The organism is Alicycliphilus denitrificans K601 (assembly GCF_000204645.1).
GTDB classification, from domain to species: Bacteria; Pseudomonadota; Gammaproteobacteria; order Burkholderiales; family Burkholderiaceae_C; genus Alicycliphilus; species Alicycliphilus denitrificans.
The window spans coordinates 4,480,089-4,495,710 of record NC_015422.1 but is presented as its reverse complement, the minus strand read 5'-3'; the positions used below and the strand labels follow the sequence as shown (position 1 = coordinate 4,495,710).

Annotated in this window: 16 protein-coding genes; 5 read left to right on the top strand and 11 right to left on the bottom strand. The window is 69.7% G+C overall.

The annotated features are described in order from the left end of the window. Positions 1-5: 5 nt before the first annotated feature. Positions 6-656: a dienelactone hydrolase family protein gene (locus ALIDE2_RS21300; protein WP_013723100.1), complete on the top strand. Its 651-nt coding sequence runs from the start codon at positions 6-8 to the stop codon at positions 654-656. 1 nt (position 657) lies between these two features. On the opposite strand, the gene ALIDE2_RS21295 is transcribed toward ALIDE2_RS21300, so the two are convergent. The 3 genes from ALIDE2_RS21295 to ftsH form a co-directional block, all read right to left on the bottom strand. Beyond that, entirely contained in the window at positions 658-1,308 is a 651-nt protein-coding gene (locus ALIDE2_RS21295) for a phosphoribosyltransferase (protein ID WP_013723099.1), read from the bottom strand. Continuing rightward, the gene (locus ALIDE2_RS21290; protein WP_013520722.1) at positions 1,305-1,871 is read right to left on the bottom strand and encodes a phosphoribosyltransferase family protein; all 567 of its coding nucleotides are present in this window, start codon (positions 1,869-1,871) and stop codon (positions 1,305-1,307) included. Before ALIDE2_RS21290 ends, ALIDE2_RS21295 begins: the two co-directional genes overlap by 4 nt. A gap of 88 nt (positions 1,872-1,959) precedes the next feature. Continuing rightward, positions 1,960-3,840 (bottom strand): ATP-dependent zinc metalloprotease FtsH, encoded by a 1,881-nt coding sequence (ftsH, locus tag ALIDE2_RS21285; protein ID WP_013723098.1) that lies wholly within the window; start codon positions 3,838-3,840, stop codon positions 1,960-1,962. Between the two features lie 189 nt (positions 3,841-4,029). Here ftsH and ALIDE2_RS21280 point away from each other — a divergent pair, with 189 nt between their 5' ends. Together ALIDE2_RS21280 and ALIDE2_RS21275 are read left to right on the top strand one after the other, a co-directional pair. Further along, complete coding sequence (locus ALIDE2_RS21280) at positions 4,030-5,973, top strand: MFS transporter (RefSeq protein ID WP_013723097.1); 1,944 nt, start codon at positions 4,030-4,032, stop codon at positions 5,971-5,973. Positions 5,974-5,992: 19 nt separating this feature from the next. After that, on the top strand, positions 5,993-6,688 hold the full coding sequence (locus ALIDE2_RS21275) for a GntR family transcriptional regulator (RefSeq protein ID WP_013520719.1): 696 nt from the start codon (positions 5,993-5,995) through the stop codon (positions 6,686-6,688). Here ALIDE2_RS21275 and ALIDE2_RS21270 read toward each other — a convergent pair. From ALIDE2_RS21270 to ALIDE2_RS21250, 5 genes are all read right to left on the bottom strand, one after another. After that, entirely contained in the window at positions 6,657-7,331 is a 675-nt protein-coding gene (locus ALIDE2_RS21270) for an RraA family protein (protein ID WP_013520718.1), read from the bottom strand. The genes ALIDE2_RS21275 and ALIDE2_RS21270 overlap by 32 nt on opposite strands. A 53-nt stretch (positions 7,332-7,384) precedes the next feature. Further along, positions 7,385-8,365: a Bug family tripartite tricarboxylate transporter substrate binding protein gene (locus tag ALIDE2_RS21265; RefSeq protein WP_013520717.1), complete on the bottom strand. Its 981-nt coding sequence runs from the start codon at positions 8,363-8,365 to the stop codon at positions 7,385-7,387. A gap of 118 nt (positions 8,366-8,483) precedes the next feature. Beyond that, entirely contained in the window at positions 8,484-9,452 is a 969-nt protein-coding gene (locus ALIDE2_RS21260; RefSeq protein WP_013520716.1) for a Bug family tripartite tricarboxylate transporter substrate binding protein, read from the bottom strand. Between the two features lie 49 nt (positions 9,453-9,501). Next, positions 9,502-10,359, bottom strand: coding sequence for an NAD(P)-binding domain-containing protein (locus ALIDE2_RS21255; protein WP_258007480.1), 858 nt, complete (start codon positions 10,357-10,359; stop codon positions 9,502-9,504). A gap of 417 nt (positions 10,360-10,776) precedes the next feature. Continuing rightward, a complete protein-coding gene (locus ALIDE2_RS21250; RefSeq protein WP_013520714.1) occupies positions 10,777-11,190 on the bottom strand; it encodes a PAS domain-containing protein in 414 nt (137 codons plus the stop codon). Positions 11,191-11,312: 122 nt separating this feature from the next. On the opposite strand from ALIDE2_RS21250, the gene ALIDE2_RS21245 reads away from it, so the two are divergent. Further along, positions 11,313-12,356, top strand: coding sequence for a zinc ribbon domain-containing protein (locus tag ALIDE2_RS21245; protein WP_013723096.1), 1,044 nt, complete (start codon positions 11,313-11,315; stop codon positions 12,354-12,356). A 4-nt stretch (positions 12,357-12,360) separates the two neighbouring features. On the opposite strand, the gene tgt is transcribed toward ALIDE2_RS21245, so the two are convergent. Continuing rightward, entirely contained in the window at positions 12,361-13,533 is a 1,173-nt protein-coding gene (gene tgt / locus ALIDE2_RS21240; protein WP_013723095.1) for a tRNA guanosine(34) transglycosylase Tgt, read from the bottom strand. A 59-nt stretch (positions 13,534-13,592) separates the two neighbouring features. On the opposite strand from tgt, the gene ALIDE2_RS21235 reads away from it, so the two are divergent. After that, entirely contained in the window at positions 13,593-14,069 is a 477-nt protein-coding gene (locus ALIDE2_RS21235; protein WP_013520711.1) for a universal stress protein, read from the top strand. 77 nt (positions 14,070-14,146) lie between these two features. Here the strand turns inward: ALIDE2_RS21235 and ALIDE2_RS21230 are convergent, their stop codons facing one another. Further along, positions 14,147-14,533, bottom strand: a complete 387-nt coding sequence (locus ALIDE2_RS21230) for a hypothetical protein (RefSeq protein ID WP_013520710.1) — start codon at positions 14,531-14,533, stop codon at positions 14,147-14,149. A gap of 245 nt (positions 14,534-14,778) precedes the next feature. Further along, on the bottom strand, positions 14,779-15,477 hold the full coding sequence (locus ALIDE2_RS21225; RefSeq protein WP_013520709.1) for an FCD domain-containing protein: 699 nt from the start codon (positions 15,475-15,477) through the stop codon (positions 14,779-14,781). Positions 15,478-15,622 lie beyond the last annotated feature (145 nt).

Genomic DNA, 15,622 nt, shown 5'->3' with positions numbered 1-15,622 from the left:
CATCCATGGCATCGCCGCACGAACAATTGGTGCGCATTCCGGTGGACCAGGCCCATGTCGAGGGCCTGCTGGCGCTGCCCGCCGCGCCCATCGGGGTGGTGCTGTTCGCGCATGGCAGCGGCAGCAGCCGGCACAGCCCGCGCAACAACTACGTGGCCCGGGTGCTGCACGCGCGCGGCGTGGGCACCCTGCTGCTCGACCTGCTCACGCCCGAAGAAGACCGGGACTACCGCACCCGCTTCGACATCGCCCTGCTGACGCAGCGGCTGCGCGCGGCGGCGCGCTGGCTCGGCCGGCAGCAGCTCACCCGGTCCCTGCCCATGGGCTACTTCGGCGCCAGCACCGGGGCGGCGGCGGCCCTGATGGCCGCGGCCGCGCAGGGCCGCGATATCCGGGCCGTGGTGTCGCGCGGCGGGCGGCCCGACCTGGCCGGCCCCGAGGCGCTGGCGCGCGTGGCCTGCCCGACCCTGCTGGTGGTGGGCACCCGGGACGATGAGGTGCTGGAGCTGAACCGGCAGGCGGCCTCCCTCATGCGCTGTCCGCACCGCCTGAGCGTCGTTCCGGGCGCTACCCATTTGTTTGAGGAGCCGGGCACCCTGGAGGCCGCGGCCCGGCAGGCCGCCGACTGGTTCGAAAAGTATCTGCAGCCTGCCTGAGCTAGGGCTTGAGCAGGGCGACCACCTCGTCGTCCTCGACCTGGGCGAAGTCCCGGTAGAACTGGCCCACGGCCCGGAAGTCCGCCGGCGCCTGCAGGCACAGCACCTCGTCGGCCAGGGGGCGGACCATGTCGAGCGCCTCCGGCGACGACACCGGCACGGCGCAGACCAGCCTAGCGGGGTGGCGCTGGCGCAGGCCGTGCAGTGCGGCCACCATGGTGGCCCCCGTGGCCAGTCCATCGTCCACCACGATGACGATGCGGCCCGCGGGGTCCAGGGGCGGGCGCACCGGCGTGTACTGCGCGCGCCGCTGGCGGATGACGTCCATCTGCCTGCGCTTTTCGGCGGCGATGTACTCCCGGTCGGCGCCGGCGCCGGCGGCGGCGGCGTGGGGCGCGAGGTAGACCCAGCCGCTTTCGTCCACGGAGCCGATTGCCAGCTCGCTCTGGAAGGGCGCGCCCAGCTTGCGCACCAGCACCACGTCGAGGTCTCCCTGCAGCGCCTCCGCGAGGGACCGCGCCATGGGCACGGCGCCGCGCGGTATGGCCAGCACCAGCGGGTTGCGGCCGCGATAGGCCTGCAGCCGCCGCGCCAGCTGGCAGGCGGCGTCGATGCGGTCGCGGAACACAATGGGGCGGTCCGGGGCCTTCATGGCGCGCGTCCCGGCTGCACCAGATCGATCTGGAAGTCGGGCTCGTATGGCGGCACGTGGCAGTCGATGATGCTGCCGGGCGCGACCTCCAGCCGCACACCCACCACGTCGGCATGCACCGGCAGGCGGGCGACGCAGCGGTCAACCAGTGTGGCGACGCGGATCTGCTGCGGCTGCTTGCCGGCCAGGTACTGCAGCACGCGCAGCAGCGAATGGCCGGAATACAGCACGTCGTCCACCACGAGCAGGCTGTGGCCGCCGAGGTCCGGCGCGGCGTGCCCGGCCGGCTCGTCGAGCCGCGTCTCGGGGTACAGCAGCGTGAGGTCGTCGGCATAGCGCTTGACGGAGAGGTCCAGCCGCAGCGGCGGGGCGATGCCGTGGCGCTGCACCAGCAGTTCGGTCAGGCGCTGCGCCAGCGGCGCGCCGCGCCGCAGAATGCCGATCACGGCCAGGCGCTGCTGCGGCTGCAGCCAGGCCGCGACCCGGCCCGCCATGGCGTGCATCACCGCATCCAGCTCGGCGCGGTCGTACAGGCAGCTTCGGGCTCCAGCAGACGGATGCATGGCAACCTCCGGAGTGGCGGCCGCGCCAGGGCGGCGACCGGGCCAGTGTCGGCAACACGGCGGCTGAAGTCAATGATGTGCCAGGGCATCACGCGGCAGACCCGCGCCGCGCGGCTTCGGCCAGCGGCAGCAGATCCGCTTCGGTGAGCGTTTCCTGCGCCAGCAGCTTGTCCGCGCCCTCCTGCAGCAGCGCGCGCCGCTCGGCCAGCACCGCGCTGGCCCGGGCGAAGGCTTCGTCCACCAGCGCGCGCACGGCCATGTCGATGCGCCGGGAGGTGTCGTCCGACAGGCCGCGCTCCAGCGCCATGCCGTCTGGCAGATCGAGGAAACGCGGCTGCTGGCGCTCGTAGACTACCTGTCCGACTTCCGGCGACATGCCGTAGCGCGCCACCATGTCGCGCGCGATGTCCGTGGCCTTGACCAGGTCGTCGGCCGCGCCCGTGGACACCTCGCCCATCACCAGTGCCTCGGCCGCGCGCCCGGCCATCAGCACCGCCAGGCGGTTGCGCAGCTCGCCCTCGCTGGCCAGGTAACGGTCCTCGCTGGGGCGCTGCAGGGTGTAGCCCAGGGCGCCTATGCCGCGCGGGATGATGGAGATCTTGTGCACCGGGTCGGTGCCGGGCAGCGCCATCGCCACCAGCGCATGGCCCATCTCGTGCACGGCCACGGTGCGCCGCTCCTTGTCGCCGAGCACGCGCTGGTGGCGCTCCAGGCCGGCCACGATGCGCTCCACGGCGGCGGTGAAGTCCGCCATGGCAACGGCGTCGGCGCCGCGCCGCGTGGCCAGCAGCGCCGCTTCGTTCACCAGGTTGGCCAGGTCGGCGCCGGCGAAGCCCGGCGTGAGCGCCGCCACCGCGTCGGGATCGACGTCGCCGCCCAGCCGCACCTTCCTGAGGTGCACGCGCAGCACGTCGGCGCGGCCCTTGCGGTCGGGCCGGTCGACCAGCACCTGCCGGTCGAAGCGGCCGGCCCGCAGCAGCGCCGGATCGAGTATCTCGGGGCGGTTGGTGGCGGCCAGGATCACCACGCCGGCGCTGGTGTCGAAGCCGTCCATCTCTGCCAGCAGCTGGTTCAGCGTCTGCTCCTTCTCGTCGTGGCCGCCCGAGAGCGGGCCCACGCCGCGCGCCCGGCCCAGGGCGTCGAGCTCGTCGATGAAGATGATGCAGGGCGCCGAGGCGCGCGCCTGCTCGAACAGGTCGCGCACGCGCGCCGCGCCCACGCCCACGAACATCTCGACGAACTCGGAGCCCGTGATGCTGAAGAAGGGCACGCCGGCCTCGCCGGCCATGGCGCGCGCCAGCAGCGTCTTGCCGGTGCCCGGGGGGCCCACCAGCAGGATGCCCTTGGGCATGTGCGCGCCCAGCCGGCCGTAGTCCTTGGGGTTGCGCAGGAACTCCACCGATTCGCGCAGCTCGGCCTTGGCCTCGTCCACGCCCGCCACGTCGTCGAAGCTGACCTTCACGTCGGTTTCCGAGTGCAGCTTGGCGCGGCTCTTGCCCACGGCCAGCAGGCCGCCCATGCCGCCTTGCGCCGCGATGCGCCGGCCGATGAAGCTCCATGCGGCCAGCAGCATCAGGCCCGGGATCACCCACGACAGCAGCCCGCTCAGCAGCTTGTTCTCCACTACGCCCTCGAAGCGCACGTCGTAGCCGGCCAGCTCCGCCGCCAGGGCGGGATCGACGCGCGTCGTGACGATGCGCGTGCGGCCGTCTGGCAACGCCGTCTTGAGCTGGCCTTCGATGAACTGGCTGCTGATCGATATGGATTGCAGCCGGCCGGCTTTCAGGTGCTGCAGGAACTCGCTGTATGGTATGGGCTGCACCTGGTTGGACGTGACCCAGAGGTCGCGCAGCCAGAACAGCGCGGTCAGCGCCAGGATCACCAGCCACAGCCTGTTGGGATTCCATTGCCAGGGCGGCTGCGGCGATCCGGGCGGCGGCCCGGGGCGGGGTGGCTGAGGGGGCGGCATGGCGGGCTTTCTCCTTCTCCGAACGGGGGGGCGGCCTGCGCGCCGGCCCGGCAGGAGGCGCCAGAATGGCAGAAAACCCCGGGCTTGCCTATCCAGCGCCAGCGATCCACGCGCGGCAGGCCTTGGCCGGGCAGTGCCAGTTTGTGCGCACAATGCGCGGCACCGTCAGTCACCAAAGGCACGCCGCACATGAGCGCGCAGCAACCCATATCTTCATCGAGCCCCCATGCGTCCGCGGCGCAGCACCCCAACCAGTTCGCGCTGCTGCGCCAGCGGCGCTTCGCCCCGTTCTTCTGGACGCAGTTCGCGGGCGCGGCGAACGACAACCTGTTCAAGTTCGCCTTCACCGTGATGGTGACCTACCAGCTCGGCGTGTCGTGGCTGCCGCCCGCCATGGCGGGCCTGGTGATAGGGGCGCTGTTCATCCTGCCGTTCCTGCTGTTTTCGGCCACGGCCGGGCAGCTCACCGACAAGTTCGAGAAGACGCGCATCATCCGTTTCGTGAAGAACCTGGAGATCGCCATCATGCTGGTGGCGGCCGCGGGCTTCATGGCGGGCAGCGCGGCCGTGCTGCTGGGCTGCGTGTTCCTCATGGGGCTGCACTCCACGCTGTTCGGGCCGGTGAAGTTCGCCTACCTGCCGCAGGCGCTCTCCGAGCGCGAGCTCACGGGCGGCAACGGCATGGTGGAGATGGGTACCTTCGTCGCCATCCTGCTGGGCAACGTGGCGGGCGGCCTGCTGGTGGCGCTGCCGGGCGTGGGCCACACCGCGGTGGCCGTGGCCTGCGTGGGCCTGGCGCTGGCCGGGCGGCTGGTGGCGCAGTGGATTCCGCTGGCGCCCGCCACCGACCCGGGCCTGGCCATCAACTGGAACCCGGTGAGCGAGACCTGGCGCAACCTCAGGCTCGCGCACGGCAACCTCGTCGTGTTCCGCTCGCTGCTCGGCATCTCGTGGATGTGGTTCTTCGGCGCGGTGTTCCTGAGCCAGTTCCCCAGCTTCGCCAAGCAGGTGCTGCACGGCGACGAACAGGTGGCCTCGCTGCTGCTCGTGGTGTTCTCGGTGGGCATCGGCATCGGCTCGCTGCTGTGCGAGGTGCTCTCGCGCCGGCACGTGGAGATCGGCCTGGTGCCGCTGGGCGCCATTGGCATGAGCGTGTTCGCCATCGACCTGTACCTCGCCTCGCGCGGGCTGCCGCCGTCCGCGCCGCAAGGCCTCGCGGCCTTCGTGGCGCGGCCCGCGCACTGGCACGTGATGGCCGACCTGCTGCTGCTCAGCCTGTTCGCGGGCCTGTACAGCGTGCCCATGTACGCGCTGATCCAGATGCGCAGCCAGAGCACGCACCGCGCGCGCATCATCGCGGCCAACAACATCCTCAACGCGCTGTTCATGATCGCCAGCGCGGTGCTGGCCGGCGCCCTGCTGTCGGCTGGCTTCACGGTGCCGCAGATCTTCCTGTTCACGGGCATCGCCAACGCGGTGGTGGCGTTCCACATCTTCATGCTGGTGCCCGAATACCTGCTGCGCTTCGTGGCCTGGGTGCTCTCGCGCTGCGTGTACCGCTTCCAGGTGCGCGGCGACGAGCACATCCCCACCGAGGGCGCGGCCATCCTGGCCTGCAACCACGTGAGCTTTGTAGATGCCGTGCTGCTCATGGCGGCCAGCCCCCGGCCCATCTACTTCATCATGGACCACCGCATCTTCCGCATCCCGGTGCTGGGCGCGCTGTTCCGCCTGGCCAAGGCCATCCCCGTCGCGCCGCAGAAGGACGACGCCGCCACTTACGAGGCCGCGTTCGAGCGCGCGGCCCAGGTGCTCAAGGAGGGCGACCTGCTCGCCATCTTCCCCGAGGGCGGCATTACGCGTGACGGTCAGCTGCAGGAGTTCAAGGGCGGCATCATGAAGATCATCGACCGCGCACGCGCCGACGGGGTGGAGGCGCCCGTGGTGCCCATGGCGCTCACCAACCTGTGGGGCTCGTTCTTCAGCCGCATCGAGCAGGGCGGGGCGATGGTGCGGCCGTTCCGGCGCGGCATGTTCAACCGCGTGGGGCTGAACGTGGGCGCGCCGGTGGCGGCGGTGCAGGTCACGCCTGGGGGGCTGCGCGAGCGGGTGGCGGGCCTGCTCGCCGCCTGAAGGACAATCCTCCTCCACCATGGCCAAGCTTTCCGACACCCTGTACGCCGAACTGCGCCGGCGCATCATGTCCGGGCACTATGCGCCCGGCGAGCGGCTGCGCGAGGAGTCGCTTGCGCAGGAGATGCAGGTCAGCCGCACGCCGGTGCGCGCTGCCTTGCAGCGTCTGGTGGAGGACGGCCTGCTCGTCGCCGCCAGTCGCGGCGCCACGGTGGCGGGCTGGACGCAGTGGGACATCGCCGAGGCGTTCGAGCTGCGCATTCTGCTGGAGCCGCATGCGGCCGGCCTCGCGGCCGAGCGCGCCACGCCCCAGCAGATCGACGAGATGGACGCGCTCAACGACGAGATGCACGCCTGCGCGCTCGCCGAGACCGACGACCGCGCGGCGCGCGTTCAGGCGGTGAACAACCGCTTCCACCACCTGCTCGTGGAGGCGGCGCATTCGGGCCGCCTGTCGGGCATGCTGCAGAACTTCCTGGACATGCCGATCATGATCGGCTCGTTCTACTTCTACAGCCAGCAGGACATGCTCGACAGCGTGAGCCAGCACCGGCAGGTGGCGGCGGCCATCCGGCGGCGCGACCGGCGCTTCGCCGAGCAGGCAATGGCCTTCCACCTGCGCGCGTCGTTCCTGCGCTTCGAGATGCAGCGCGTGCGCCCCGGGCAGGGCGAGGGCGCCGCCGTCACTCCGGCATCGGGCAGTTCAGGCGCCTGAGCGTAGCGTCGACCCAGCCGCGGTCGTAGCTGCCGTCCGCGATGCCGGCAACCATGCGCGCTTCCACCTCCTGCTTGGCCTGGGCTGCGGCCAGCAGGCTTTCCGCCTCCGCATAGGGCACGCACAGCAGGCCGTCGTCGTCGCCAATGATGAGGTCGCCCGGCTCTATCACCATGCCGTCGATGGCGATAGGCACGTTGATCTCGCCCGGCCCGTCCTTGTAGGGACCGCGGTGCGTCACGCCTGCGGCGAACACGGGGAAGCTGCCCACGCGCAGCGCCGCAGCGTCGCGGATCGCGCCGTTGATGACGATGCCGCCGAGCCCGCGCTGGATGGCGTCGCCCACCATGATCTCGCCGATGATGGCGTTGGTGAGATCCCCGCCGGCATCGACCACGATCACGTCGCCGGGCGCGGCGAGTTCCAGCGCCTTGTGCACCATGAGGTTGTCGCCGGGGCGCGTCTTCACCGTGAGGGCGGGGCCCGCCATGGCGCCGCTTCCGTGCATGGGCCGCAGGCGCGCGCCGCCGGCGGTCATGCGGGCCATGCAGTCGCTGACGTTGGCGACGGGGATGCCGAGGAAGCTGCGCGCGAGCGCGAGGTCCACGGCGCGGGCGCGGTTGAGGATGCGAAGTCCGATCATGAATATGACTCTCTGTTCTGGTGGAGTTGGATGGGTAAGGAGAATCGGGCGGGCTATTCCGCTTTTGCTCCTGAGATACGCACCTGCTCCGCGGCCAGCGGCATCTGTTTTTGCACGAAGGCCCAGAACTCGTCCACCTTCATGGGCGTGACGGGTAGCGATCCCTGATCGATGAACTGCTGGCGCACGGCCGGCTTGTTCAGCGCCGCGGCCAGCGCTGCGTTGAGCTTTTCCAGGGCGGATCGGGGCGTGCCTGCCGGGGCAACCAAGCCGTACCAGGAGTCGGTATAGAAGCCCTTTACCCCGGCTTCGTCAAAGGTCGGCACGTCGGGCAGCGCGGGCAGGCGTTCGCGCGACGCCACGGCCAGTGGCCGCAGCTTTCCCGAGCGTATGAAGGACATGGCGCCCGTGGTCAGCACGAAATCCACGCGTCCGGCCATCAGATCGGTCATGGCGGGCGCTGTGCCTTTGTATGGGATATGTGCGACATCCACGCCCGCGAGCTTCTTGAAGTTCGCTCCGGCCAAGTGCTGGCTGGAGCCCACGCCGCCCGAGCCGTAGTTCAGCTTGCCGGGCTGGGCGCGTGCCGCCTCGATCAATTCGCGCACCGAGCGATAGGGTGACCCCATCGGCACGAGCATCACGCTGGGCGAGGTGGTGATCATGCCTATGGGCGCGAAGTCCTTGATGGGATCGTGATTGAGCTTGTCGTAGAGCGCGGAGTTCAAGCCGTGCGAGGCCACCGTGGCCAGCATGATGGTGCTGCCGTCGGCGCGCGCGCGGGCAGTCGCGTCGGTGCCGATATTGCCGCCGGCACCCCCCTTGTTGTCGATGACGATGGATTGGCCCAAGGCCTCGGCCATGTGTGTTGCGATGAGCCGCGCCACGTTGTCCGATGGTCCGCCCGCGGGCCAGCCAACGATCATGGTGATGGGCCCTGGCGGCAGTGCGGGCTGTGCCCAGCCGACGCCGGCCAGAGCCAGTAAGGAGAGGGCTGCGATGCGTCTGCGGGAAAAGAAGATGGAGGTGGCCATGCTGTGGGCTCTGCATCAGGTAAGGGAGAAGGAGGGCACGGGCGGTCGCCCTCTCTGTGAGTCAGTGGACGGAGTGGGGGCGCGTCCTCGTGCCAACGGTGCCGGCAATAGCAGCGCTTCAGTCCAGCCGCGTGCCTGAGTCGCGCACCACGGGCGCCAGCTTCTGGCGGTCGGCCGCGTAGAGCTCGCCCATCTCCTGCGGCGATCCGCCCAGCATGACCGCGCCGCTGGCGATGATCTTCTCGCGCGTGTCGGGCTGTTGCAGCACCTTGTTGATCTCGGTGTTCAGGCGCTGGATCACGTTCTGCGGCGTGCCAGCGGGTGCCATCACGCCCCAGACGCTGGCCAGCTCCACGCCAGGGATGCCCGACTCGGTATAGGTCGGCACCAGCGGCAGCACGGGCGAGCGCTTGGCCGTGGTGACGGCCAGCGCGCGCACCTTGCCGCCCTTGATGTGGCCCTGCAGCGTGGGGATGGAGCCCATGTACATGTCCACCTGGCCGCTCAGCACGTCGGGCAGCGCCTGGGAAAGGCCCCGGTAGGGCACGTGCGTGAGCTTCATGCCCGAGCTTTTCTGCCACAGCTCGCTGATCAGGTGCGACACCGTGCCCAGGCCCGGCGAGGCGAAGGTGAGCTTGGCCGGAGCCGCCTTGGCGGCGGCCACCACGTCGGCCAGCGTCTTGTAGGGCGAGTCGGCGCGCACCACGAGCACAGCGGGGCCGCTGGCGACGAGGCCCACGGGCACCAGGTCCTTGACCGGGTCGTAGGTGAGCTTGGAGTAGAGCAGCGGGTTCAGCACCACGTTGTCGGTCTGCGCCATCACCAGGGTGTAGCCGTCGGGCACGGCCTTGGCCGTGGTGTCCAGCGCCACGTTGCCGCCGGCGCCGGGCTTGTTCTCGACCACGAAATTCCACTTCAGGGTCTCGGTCAATTTATTGGCGACCAGCCGCGTCAGGCTGTCGGTGCCGCCGCCGGGCGGAAAGGGCACGATGAAGCGGATCGGCTTGGCTGGATAGTCCTGTGCCAGGGCGGCCGTGCAGGCCGCGAGCAGGCTTGCGCCCAGGATGAGGCGGCGTGAAATACGCATGGGTGGTGTCTCCAGTGTGAAGGATGGGAATGGAAAGAGGGGCGCGGCGTCAGGGCCGTGCAGGGGCGCCCAGCCAGGCCAGCGCATCCGCCGTGGTCTGGCCCGCGTAGGGGCGGGCCTGCTGCTGCGCCAGCGTGTGCTCGAAGCGCTGCTGCACGCCCGCGAGCACGATGGCGGGCACGCCCGCCAGCTCCATCTGCCGCCGGGCTTCCACGACTTCGTTGCGGCGCCGGCCGGCGTGGACGATGTGGGTGCGGACCATCGACTCCATCGTCTCGCGCAGGGAGCCTTGGTCGATGTCGGAAAGCACGCGGAACAGTGTCTCGCGCAGGCCCTTGCGTTCGGCCGTCACCAGGCACTCCACCGCCAGCGCTTCCAGGCCCTTGGTGAAGATGCTGCGCAGCAGCTTCAGCTCGGCCGCGTCGCCGGGCTGGTCGCCCGCCACCTGCACGGGCGCGCCGCATGCCGCGAGCAGGCGTGCGGCCTCGCCGGCATCGGCGCCGGCGCACAGCAGCGGCGTGCGCGCGCCGCTGAGGTTGACCGCGCCGGTGATCGCCACGTCCACGAAGCGCACGCCGCGCTGGCGTGCCAGCGCCTCGGCCTCGCGCATGGCCTGCGGGTCGGCCGTGGTCATGTCCAGGTACAGGGCGCCTGCCTGCAGGTGTGCGAAGGAGGCACGCGCCAGGTCGAGGGCCGTCGTGCCGAAGACGGCGCTCACGGCGAGTTCGGCGTCAGCCAGCCAGGGGCCGGGCGCCGCGTGGATGGGCGCGCCGAGCTGTGCGGCCAGCGCGCGCAGGGCGTCGGAGGGCGCGTGGTCACAGAACGCCGCGATGGTGTGGCCCTGGGCCTGGAGGGCTTGTGCGTAGCACTGTCCCACCATGCCGCCGCCAAGCAGAATAGTTTTCATAAAAGAACAAAAAAAGTACGAAACGGATTGGATTCGTTCCGGGTTTCGGCGTCAATAGTCCTGGATTAGGGTTTATTTGTATTTTTAATGTTTTATTGCGGTCTTTGGGGGCGCCCTGCCGCCCGATGAAGACGCCCGCACCTCCGCTACGCGCGACACCCACCCCTGGCATGGCGGCCGGGCGGGCCTTTGCGTTCATGGGTTGTGTGCTCTGCCCGCCCGCCGCGTTCGTGCGCGGCTGGCCAGGGCGCCGCGTCACCGGATCGCGCCGTGAGCGCGGGTGATGCAATGCTTTTGATAGCTTCTAGCGCTTGCTAGTAATGGGCTGGAGCCTTTTTGCCGATCATGCGAGTCCCTGGCCCCTTGCTTTTTCCATGGGGGGCGAGGGCGATCGGTCGCGCCGGCTTGCGCGTCTTCTCAACCCCCGGCCTTGCGCCGCGCCAGCTCGGCCAGGTAGCGCTCGGTCGCGTCCCGGGCCATGGCGGCCGAGCCCAGCGCCTGGCCGTTGCCGTCCGTGACCACGCTGAAGCTCATGTCCACATACAGCTTGCGTCCATCCTTGTGCGTGCCGCGCGTGGTGCGCACCTCGCGGCCGCAACTGCCATGCGCGATCGCGCGATCGAAGCCGCGCCAATGGGCCTCGCGCAGGTGCGCCGGGATGATCAGGTCCAGGCTCTGGCCCAGGGCCTCGGCCGCTTCGAAGCCGAACAGCGCCGTGGCCGCCGGGTTCCAGGCGCGGATGATGCCTTCGCGGTCGGCGTAGATCAGGGCGTCGGCCACGTCGGCGACGATGCGCTCCCAGGGGGCCGGGGGGGTAGGGGTGGTGCTCATGGCAGGCATTGTGCGCACTGCCGCGGCGCTGGCAAGCGCATTTCAGATAAAAATTCGCTGTAACGCCCGTGTATAGTGCACTTACAGCTATCAAACAAATAGTGAACGAGCGGGAGAGCAGTATGGGTAAGGCATTGCGTTTATCGGAGAAATGGTTTCGCCGCGGCCTGTGGCTGGTGGCGCTGGTGTTTGCCGGCTTCCTGATCGGCCTGGGCGGCACCATCGTGGGCGACCTGCCCCGGGTGGAGCGGCCGCTGGCGCTGGACAATTTCCTCGACCAGGGCGCGGCGCAGCAGCTGCGCGCACAGGTGCGGGATGCGCGCCAGGCCGAGCAGGACGCGCAGGCGGCGCTGGAGCAAGCCCGGCTGCAGCACGCCAAGGCGCGCAGCGAGACCCTGGCCGAGCGCGAGGGCTTTTCCAACTGGCTGGCCGCGCGCAGCGCCACGCAGCGAGCCGAGCACGACCCAGAGGTGATCGCGCGCACCCGCGCTCTCGATGCGCTCAAGGCCGGCGAGCGCAGGGCGCAGCAGGCCGTGCAGGCGCAGCAGCAGGCGTTGCTGGACGCGCGCCAGGGCGCGCAGGCCGCGCAGCAGCGCCTGGACGCCATCGAGCGCGAGGGCGGCCAGAAGATGGCCGCCGAGCAGCGCCGGGTGGAATTGCGCGTGTTCCTCTACCGCCTGGCGCTCACGCTGCCGCTGCTGGCGGCCGCGGGCTGGCTGTTCGCCAGGAAGCGCCAGAGCATGTACTGGCCCTTCGTCTGGGGCTTCATCCTTTTCGCGCTGTTCGCGTTCTTCGTCGAGCTCGTGCCCTATCTGCCGAGCTATGGCGGCTACGTGCGCTACGCGGTGGGCATCGCGGTCACGGCGCTCGTGGGGCGCTACGCCATCGTGGCGCTGAACCGCTACCTGGAGCGGCAGAAGCAGGCCGAGCAGCTGCCCGACCAGGAGCGCCGCAAGGAGCTGAGCTACGACGTGGCCCTGGCGCGCCAGGCCAAGGGCGTGTGCCCGGGCTGCGAGCGCGCGGTGGACTTGAAGAACGAGAAGATCGACTTCTGCCCGCACTGCGGCATAGGGCTGTTCGATCGCTGCGGGCACTGCAGCACGCGCAAGAGCGCGTTCGCGCGGTTCTGCCATGCCTGCGGCGCGGCGGCTGCCGCGCAGGGCTGATCCATCAGACGCCGCGCGCCCGGTCGGCCTTGAAGCGCGCGCGGAATGCGGCGAAGGCGCCGGCATCGAGCGCGTCGCGGATCTCCTGCATGAGCCGGAGGTAGTAGTGCAGGTTGTGGATGGTGGTGAGCATGGGGCCCAGCATCTCGCCGCAGCGGTCCAGGTGGTGCAGGTAGGCGCGCGAGAAGCCGCCGCGCCCGCCGTCGTTCCAGGCCACGCCCTCGGTGCCCGCGCAGGCGTGGCAGGTGCAGGAAGGGTCCAGCGGCTGGTGGTCGGCCTTGTGGCGCGCGTTGCGTATCTTCAGGTCGCCGTAGCGCGTGAACAGCGTGCCGTTCCTCGCATTGCGCGTGGGCATCACGCAGTCGAACATGTCCACGCCCTGGGCCACGCCCTCCACCAGGTCCTCGGGCGTGCCCACGCCCATCAGGTAGCGCGGCTTGTGGGCCGGCAGGCGGTGCGGCGTGTGGGCCATGATGCGAAGCATCTCGTCCTTGGGCTCGCCCACGCTCACGCCGCCGATGGCGTAGCCGGGGAAGTCCATCTCCACCAGGGCGTCGAGCGACTCCTGGCGCAGGTGCTCGTACATGCCGCCCTGCACGATGCCGAACAGCGCGTTGGGGTTGGCCAGGCGCTCGAACTCGGCCTTGGACCTCGCGGCCCAGCGGCGGCTCATCTCCATGCTCTTGCGCGCCTCGGCCTCGGTGGTCTTGTGGCCGTTGGTCTCGTAGGGCGTGCACTCGTCGAGCTGCATGACGATGTCCGAGTTCAGGATCGTCTGGATCTGCATGCTGACCTCGGGCGACATGAACAGCTTGTCGCCGTTGACGGGGGAGGCGAAGTGCACGCCCTCCTCGGTGATCTTGCGCATCGCCCCCAGGCTCCAGACCTGGAAGCCCCCCGAGTCGGTCAGGATGGGCCTGTCCCACTGCTCGAAGCCGTGCAGCCCGCCGAAGTCTTTCACGATGTCCAGGCCCGGGCGCATCCACAGGTGGAAGGTGTTGCCCAGGATGATCTGGGCGCCCATCTCGCGCAGGCTGCGCGGCATCACGCCCTTGACGGTGCCATAGGTGCCCACGGGCATGAAGATGGGGGTCTGCACCACGCCGTGGTTGAGCGTGAGCGTGCCGCGCCGCGCGTGGCTGGAGGGGTCGGTGGCGAGAAGTTGGAATTGCAGCATGGGCGGCGATTGTCCCAGAGTGCCTGGCCTACACTGGATGGATGCAGCAAGGAGGAAACATGTTCAGGATATTGATCGCCATCGATGGCTCCGAACTCGCGCTGGACGCCGTGCGCCATGGCCTCGAACTGATGCGCCGTGGCGGCCTGCAGGCCACGCTGGTGCTGGGCCATGTGCAGGAGGAGGCCAGCTTCATGGAGCTGGCCACGCAGGGCGCCGACGCGGTGGCCGAGGCTGCCGTGGCCGCGGGCCGCCACCTGATGGCCAGCGCCGTGGCGCTGGTGGAGGCTGCGGGAGTGCCCTACGAGACCGAAATCGCCCTGGGCCCCGTGGCTGCCACGCTGGCGGACATGGTGGAGAACTGTGGCTGCGACCTGCTCATCATCGGCGCGCGCGGCCTGGGCGGCTTGCGTGGGGCGCTGCTGGGTTCGGTGTCGCAGGCGCTGGTGCACCAGAGCCCGGTGCCGGTCACGGTGGTCAAGCACGCCGAGCCGCAGGAGCTGCCGGACGATGGAGATGACGAAGACGCAGCCTGATGCGCGTAGGCAGAAACGGGCCGAAAGGCCCGTTTTGCTATTTGAAGAAGAGCTTGCAGGGCAATGTGGGCGGTCCCTCAGGCCGCTTTCTTCCACTGCTGCGCCTGGCGCTGCAGCTTACCGTGCGGCAGGGTGGCCAGGCGCGTGAACAGGCGCCGGCAGTAGCCGCTGATCCATAGGCATTTGTTGAGCTCGTCCACGGGCAGCGGGCCCGAGACGACGACGATGCCGTTGGCCTCGTCGAGCGCCCCCGCGGCGCGCAGGCGCCGGCGCTGGTGCGTGGCCCAGGACTGGATGCGCGCCGGGCTGCCGTGCTGGTGCATCTCGCCCGTGTGCCGGTCGAAGGCGATGGCCACGCTGTCGGTCTTGAGCTTGAAGCGGCGCTCGCCCGTGACGGCGCTGGGCGTCTCGCGCATGTCGTACAGGTAATAGCTACCGGCCTTGAGCTCGTATTGCAGGTCCATGGTCTCCTCCTCCGGTGGGCATTGTTGCGGGGAAGGCCCGCGGGCAAAGGCGGGAAAACCGGGCGAAGCCGGCGCCTTATCGAAGGCTGGCCGGCTGAACACCGATAGTCAAAGCCTTATGACCACCCCATAGTCGATAGCAGGGGAGGCTGCCTGCGATTGTGTGCCCGCCCCGGCACCGCTTCAAGCCGCGGCAGGGGGCAAACGGTAACCGGATGTGATGCCCATCCCGGCGCGCGTGCGCGTCAGGCACGCAGCGCGTTGCTGAGCACGAGCCGTGTCGTGGCCTGCAGATGCTCGGCCAGCAGTGCGCAGGCCTGGTCGGCGTCGCGCGCCAGCGCGGCCTCGGCCATGGCGCGGTGTTCGGCGGTGACGTCGCGCTTGGACTCCGGGGGCTCGCCTCCGGGGGTGATGGACAGGTAGCGGTAGCGCGCCGTCTGGTCGCGCAGCATCCTGGCCAGATCCACCAGCCAGTGCGAGCCGCAGCCGCTGATGAGCGCGATGTGGAACGCGTCGTGCGCGCTCTCCCACGCCGCGTCGATGTTGCCGTCGCCCGTAAGCATCGACAGGCGCAGCAGCCGGTGCTGGGCGCCGACCAGGCGCTCCTCCCAGTCCAGGCTGCCCCGGGTGATGGAGCGGCGTAGGGCCTCGCACTCGATGTGGATGCGCGCGTCCGTGATGTCTTCGAGCTCGGCGCGCGAAACATCCGCCACGCGAAAGCCGCGCTGGTCCTGCGCCACGACCAGGCCGCTGGTCGCCAGCCGGGAGAGCGCCTCGCGCATCGGGATCGCCCCCGCGTCGTAGCGCTGGCACAGCTCCTTGATAGCTAGCTTGGCGCCGGGCGCATGCACGCCTTTGATGATGTCGCCGCGCAGGCTGTCGGCCAGGGCCGAGGCCATGGTGCGCGGGGGATCGGTGTCGATCGTGACGGGGGCGGAAGACATGGATCAGATCATTCGGCAAGAGTCGAGCGGAAAAGCTAGGGATTTCCCTATCATATACAAAACATCAAAATATATATTTCTTCAAATGATAGATATTGACCGGGTGGTGCGAGGGCCCGAGCCGCCGCAGGCGACCCCTTCCGCT

Coding starts and splice junctions, on each gene's coding strand:
- tgt (WP_013723095.1), bottom strand. CDS start 13,533: ATGCTGCAATTCCAACTTCTCGCCACCGACCCCTCCAGCCACGCGCGG.
- ALIDE2_RS21280 (WP_013723097.1), top strand. CDS start 4,030: ATGAGCGCGCAGCAACCCATATCTTCATCGAGCCCCCATGCGTCCGCG.
- ALIDE2_RS21225 (WP_013520709.1), bottom strand. CDS start 15,477: ATGTCTTCCGCCCCCGTCACGATCGACACCGATCCCCCGCGCACCATG.
- ALIDE2_RS21230 (WP_013520710.1), bottom strand. CDS start 14,533: ATGGACCTGCAATACGAGCTCAAGGCCGGTAGCTATTACCTGTACGAC.
- ftsH (WP_013723098.1), bottom strand. CDS start 3,840: ATGCCGCCCCCTCAGCCACCCCGCCCCGGGCCGCCGCCCGGATCGCCG.
- ALIDE2_RS21295 (WP_013723099.1), bottom strand. CDS start 1,308: ATGAAGGCCCCGGACCGCCCCATTGTGTTCCGCGACCGCATCGACGCC.
- ALIDE2_RS21255 (WP_258007480.1), bottom strand. CDS start 10,359: ATGAAAACTATTCTGCTTGGCGGCGGCATGGTGGGACAGTGCTACGCA.
- ALIDE2_RS21275 (WP_013520719.1), top strand. CDS start 5,993: ATGGCCAAGCTTTCCGACACCCTGTACGCCGAACTGCGCCGGCGCATC.
- ALIDE2_RS21260 (WP_013520716.1), bottom strand. CDS start 9,452: ATGCGTATTTCACGCCGCCTCATCCTGGGCGCAAGCCTGCTCGCGGCC.
- ALIDE2_RS21235 (WP_013520711.1), top strand. CDS start 13,593: ATGTTCAGGATATTGATCGCCATCGATGGCTCCGAACTCGCGCTGGAC.
- ALIDE2_RS21245 (WP_013723096.1), top strand. CDS start 11,313: ATGGGTAAGGCATTGCGTTTATCGGAGAAATGGTTTCGCCGCGGCCTG.
- ALIDE2_RS21250 (WP_013520714.1), bottom strand. CDS start 11,190: ATGAGCACCACCCCTACCCCCCCGGCCCCCTGGGAGCGCATCGTCGCC.
- ALIDE2_RS21270 (WP_013520718.1), bottom strand. CDS start 7,331: ATGATCGGACTTCGCATCCTCAACCGCGCCCGCGCCGTGGACCTCGCG.
- ALIDE2_RS21265 (WP_013520717.1), bottom strand. CDS start 8,365: ATGGCCACCTCCATCTTCTTTTCCCGCAGACGCATCGCAGCCCTCTCC.
- ALIDE2_RS21300 (WP_013723100.1), top strand. CDS start 6: ATGGCATCGCCGCACGAACAATTGGTGCGCATTCCGGTGGACCAGGCC.
- ALIDE2_RS21290 (WP_013520722.1), bottom strand. CDS start 1,871: ATGCATCCGTCTGCTGGAGCCCGAAGCTGCCTGTACGACCGCGCCGAG.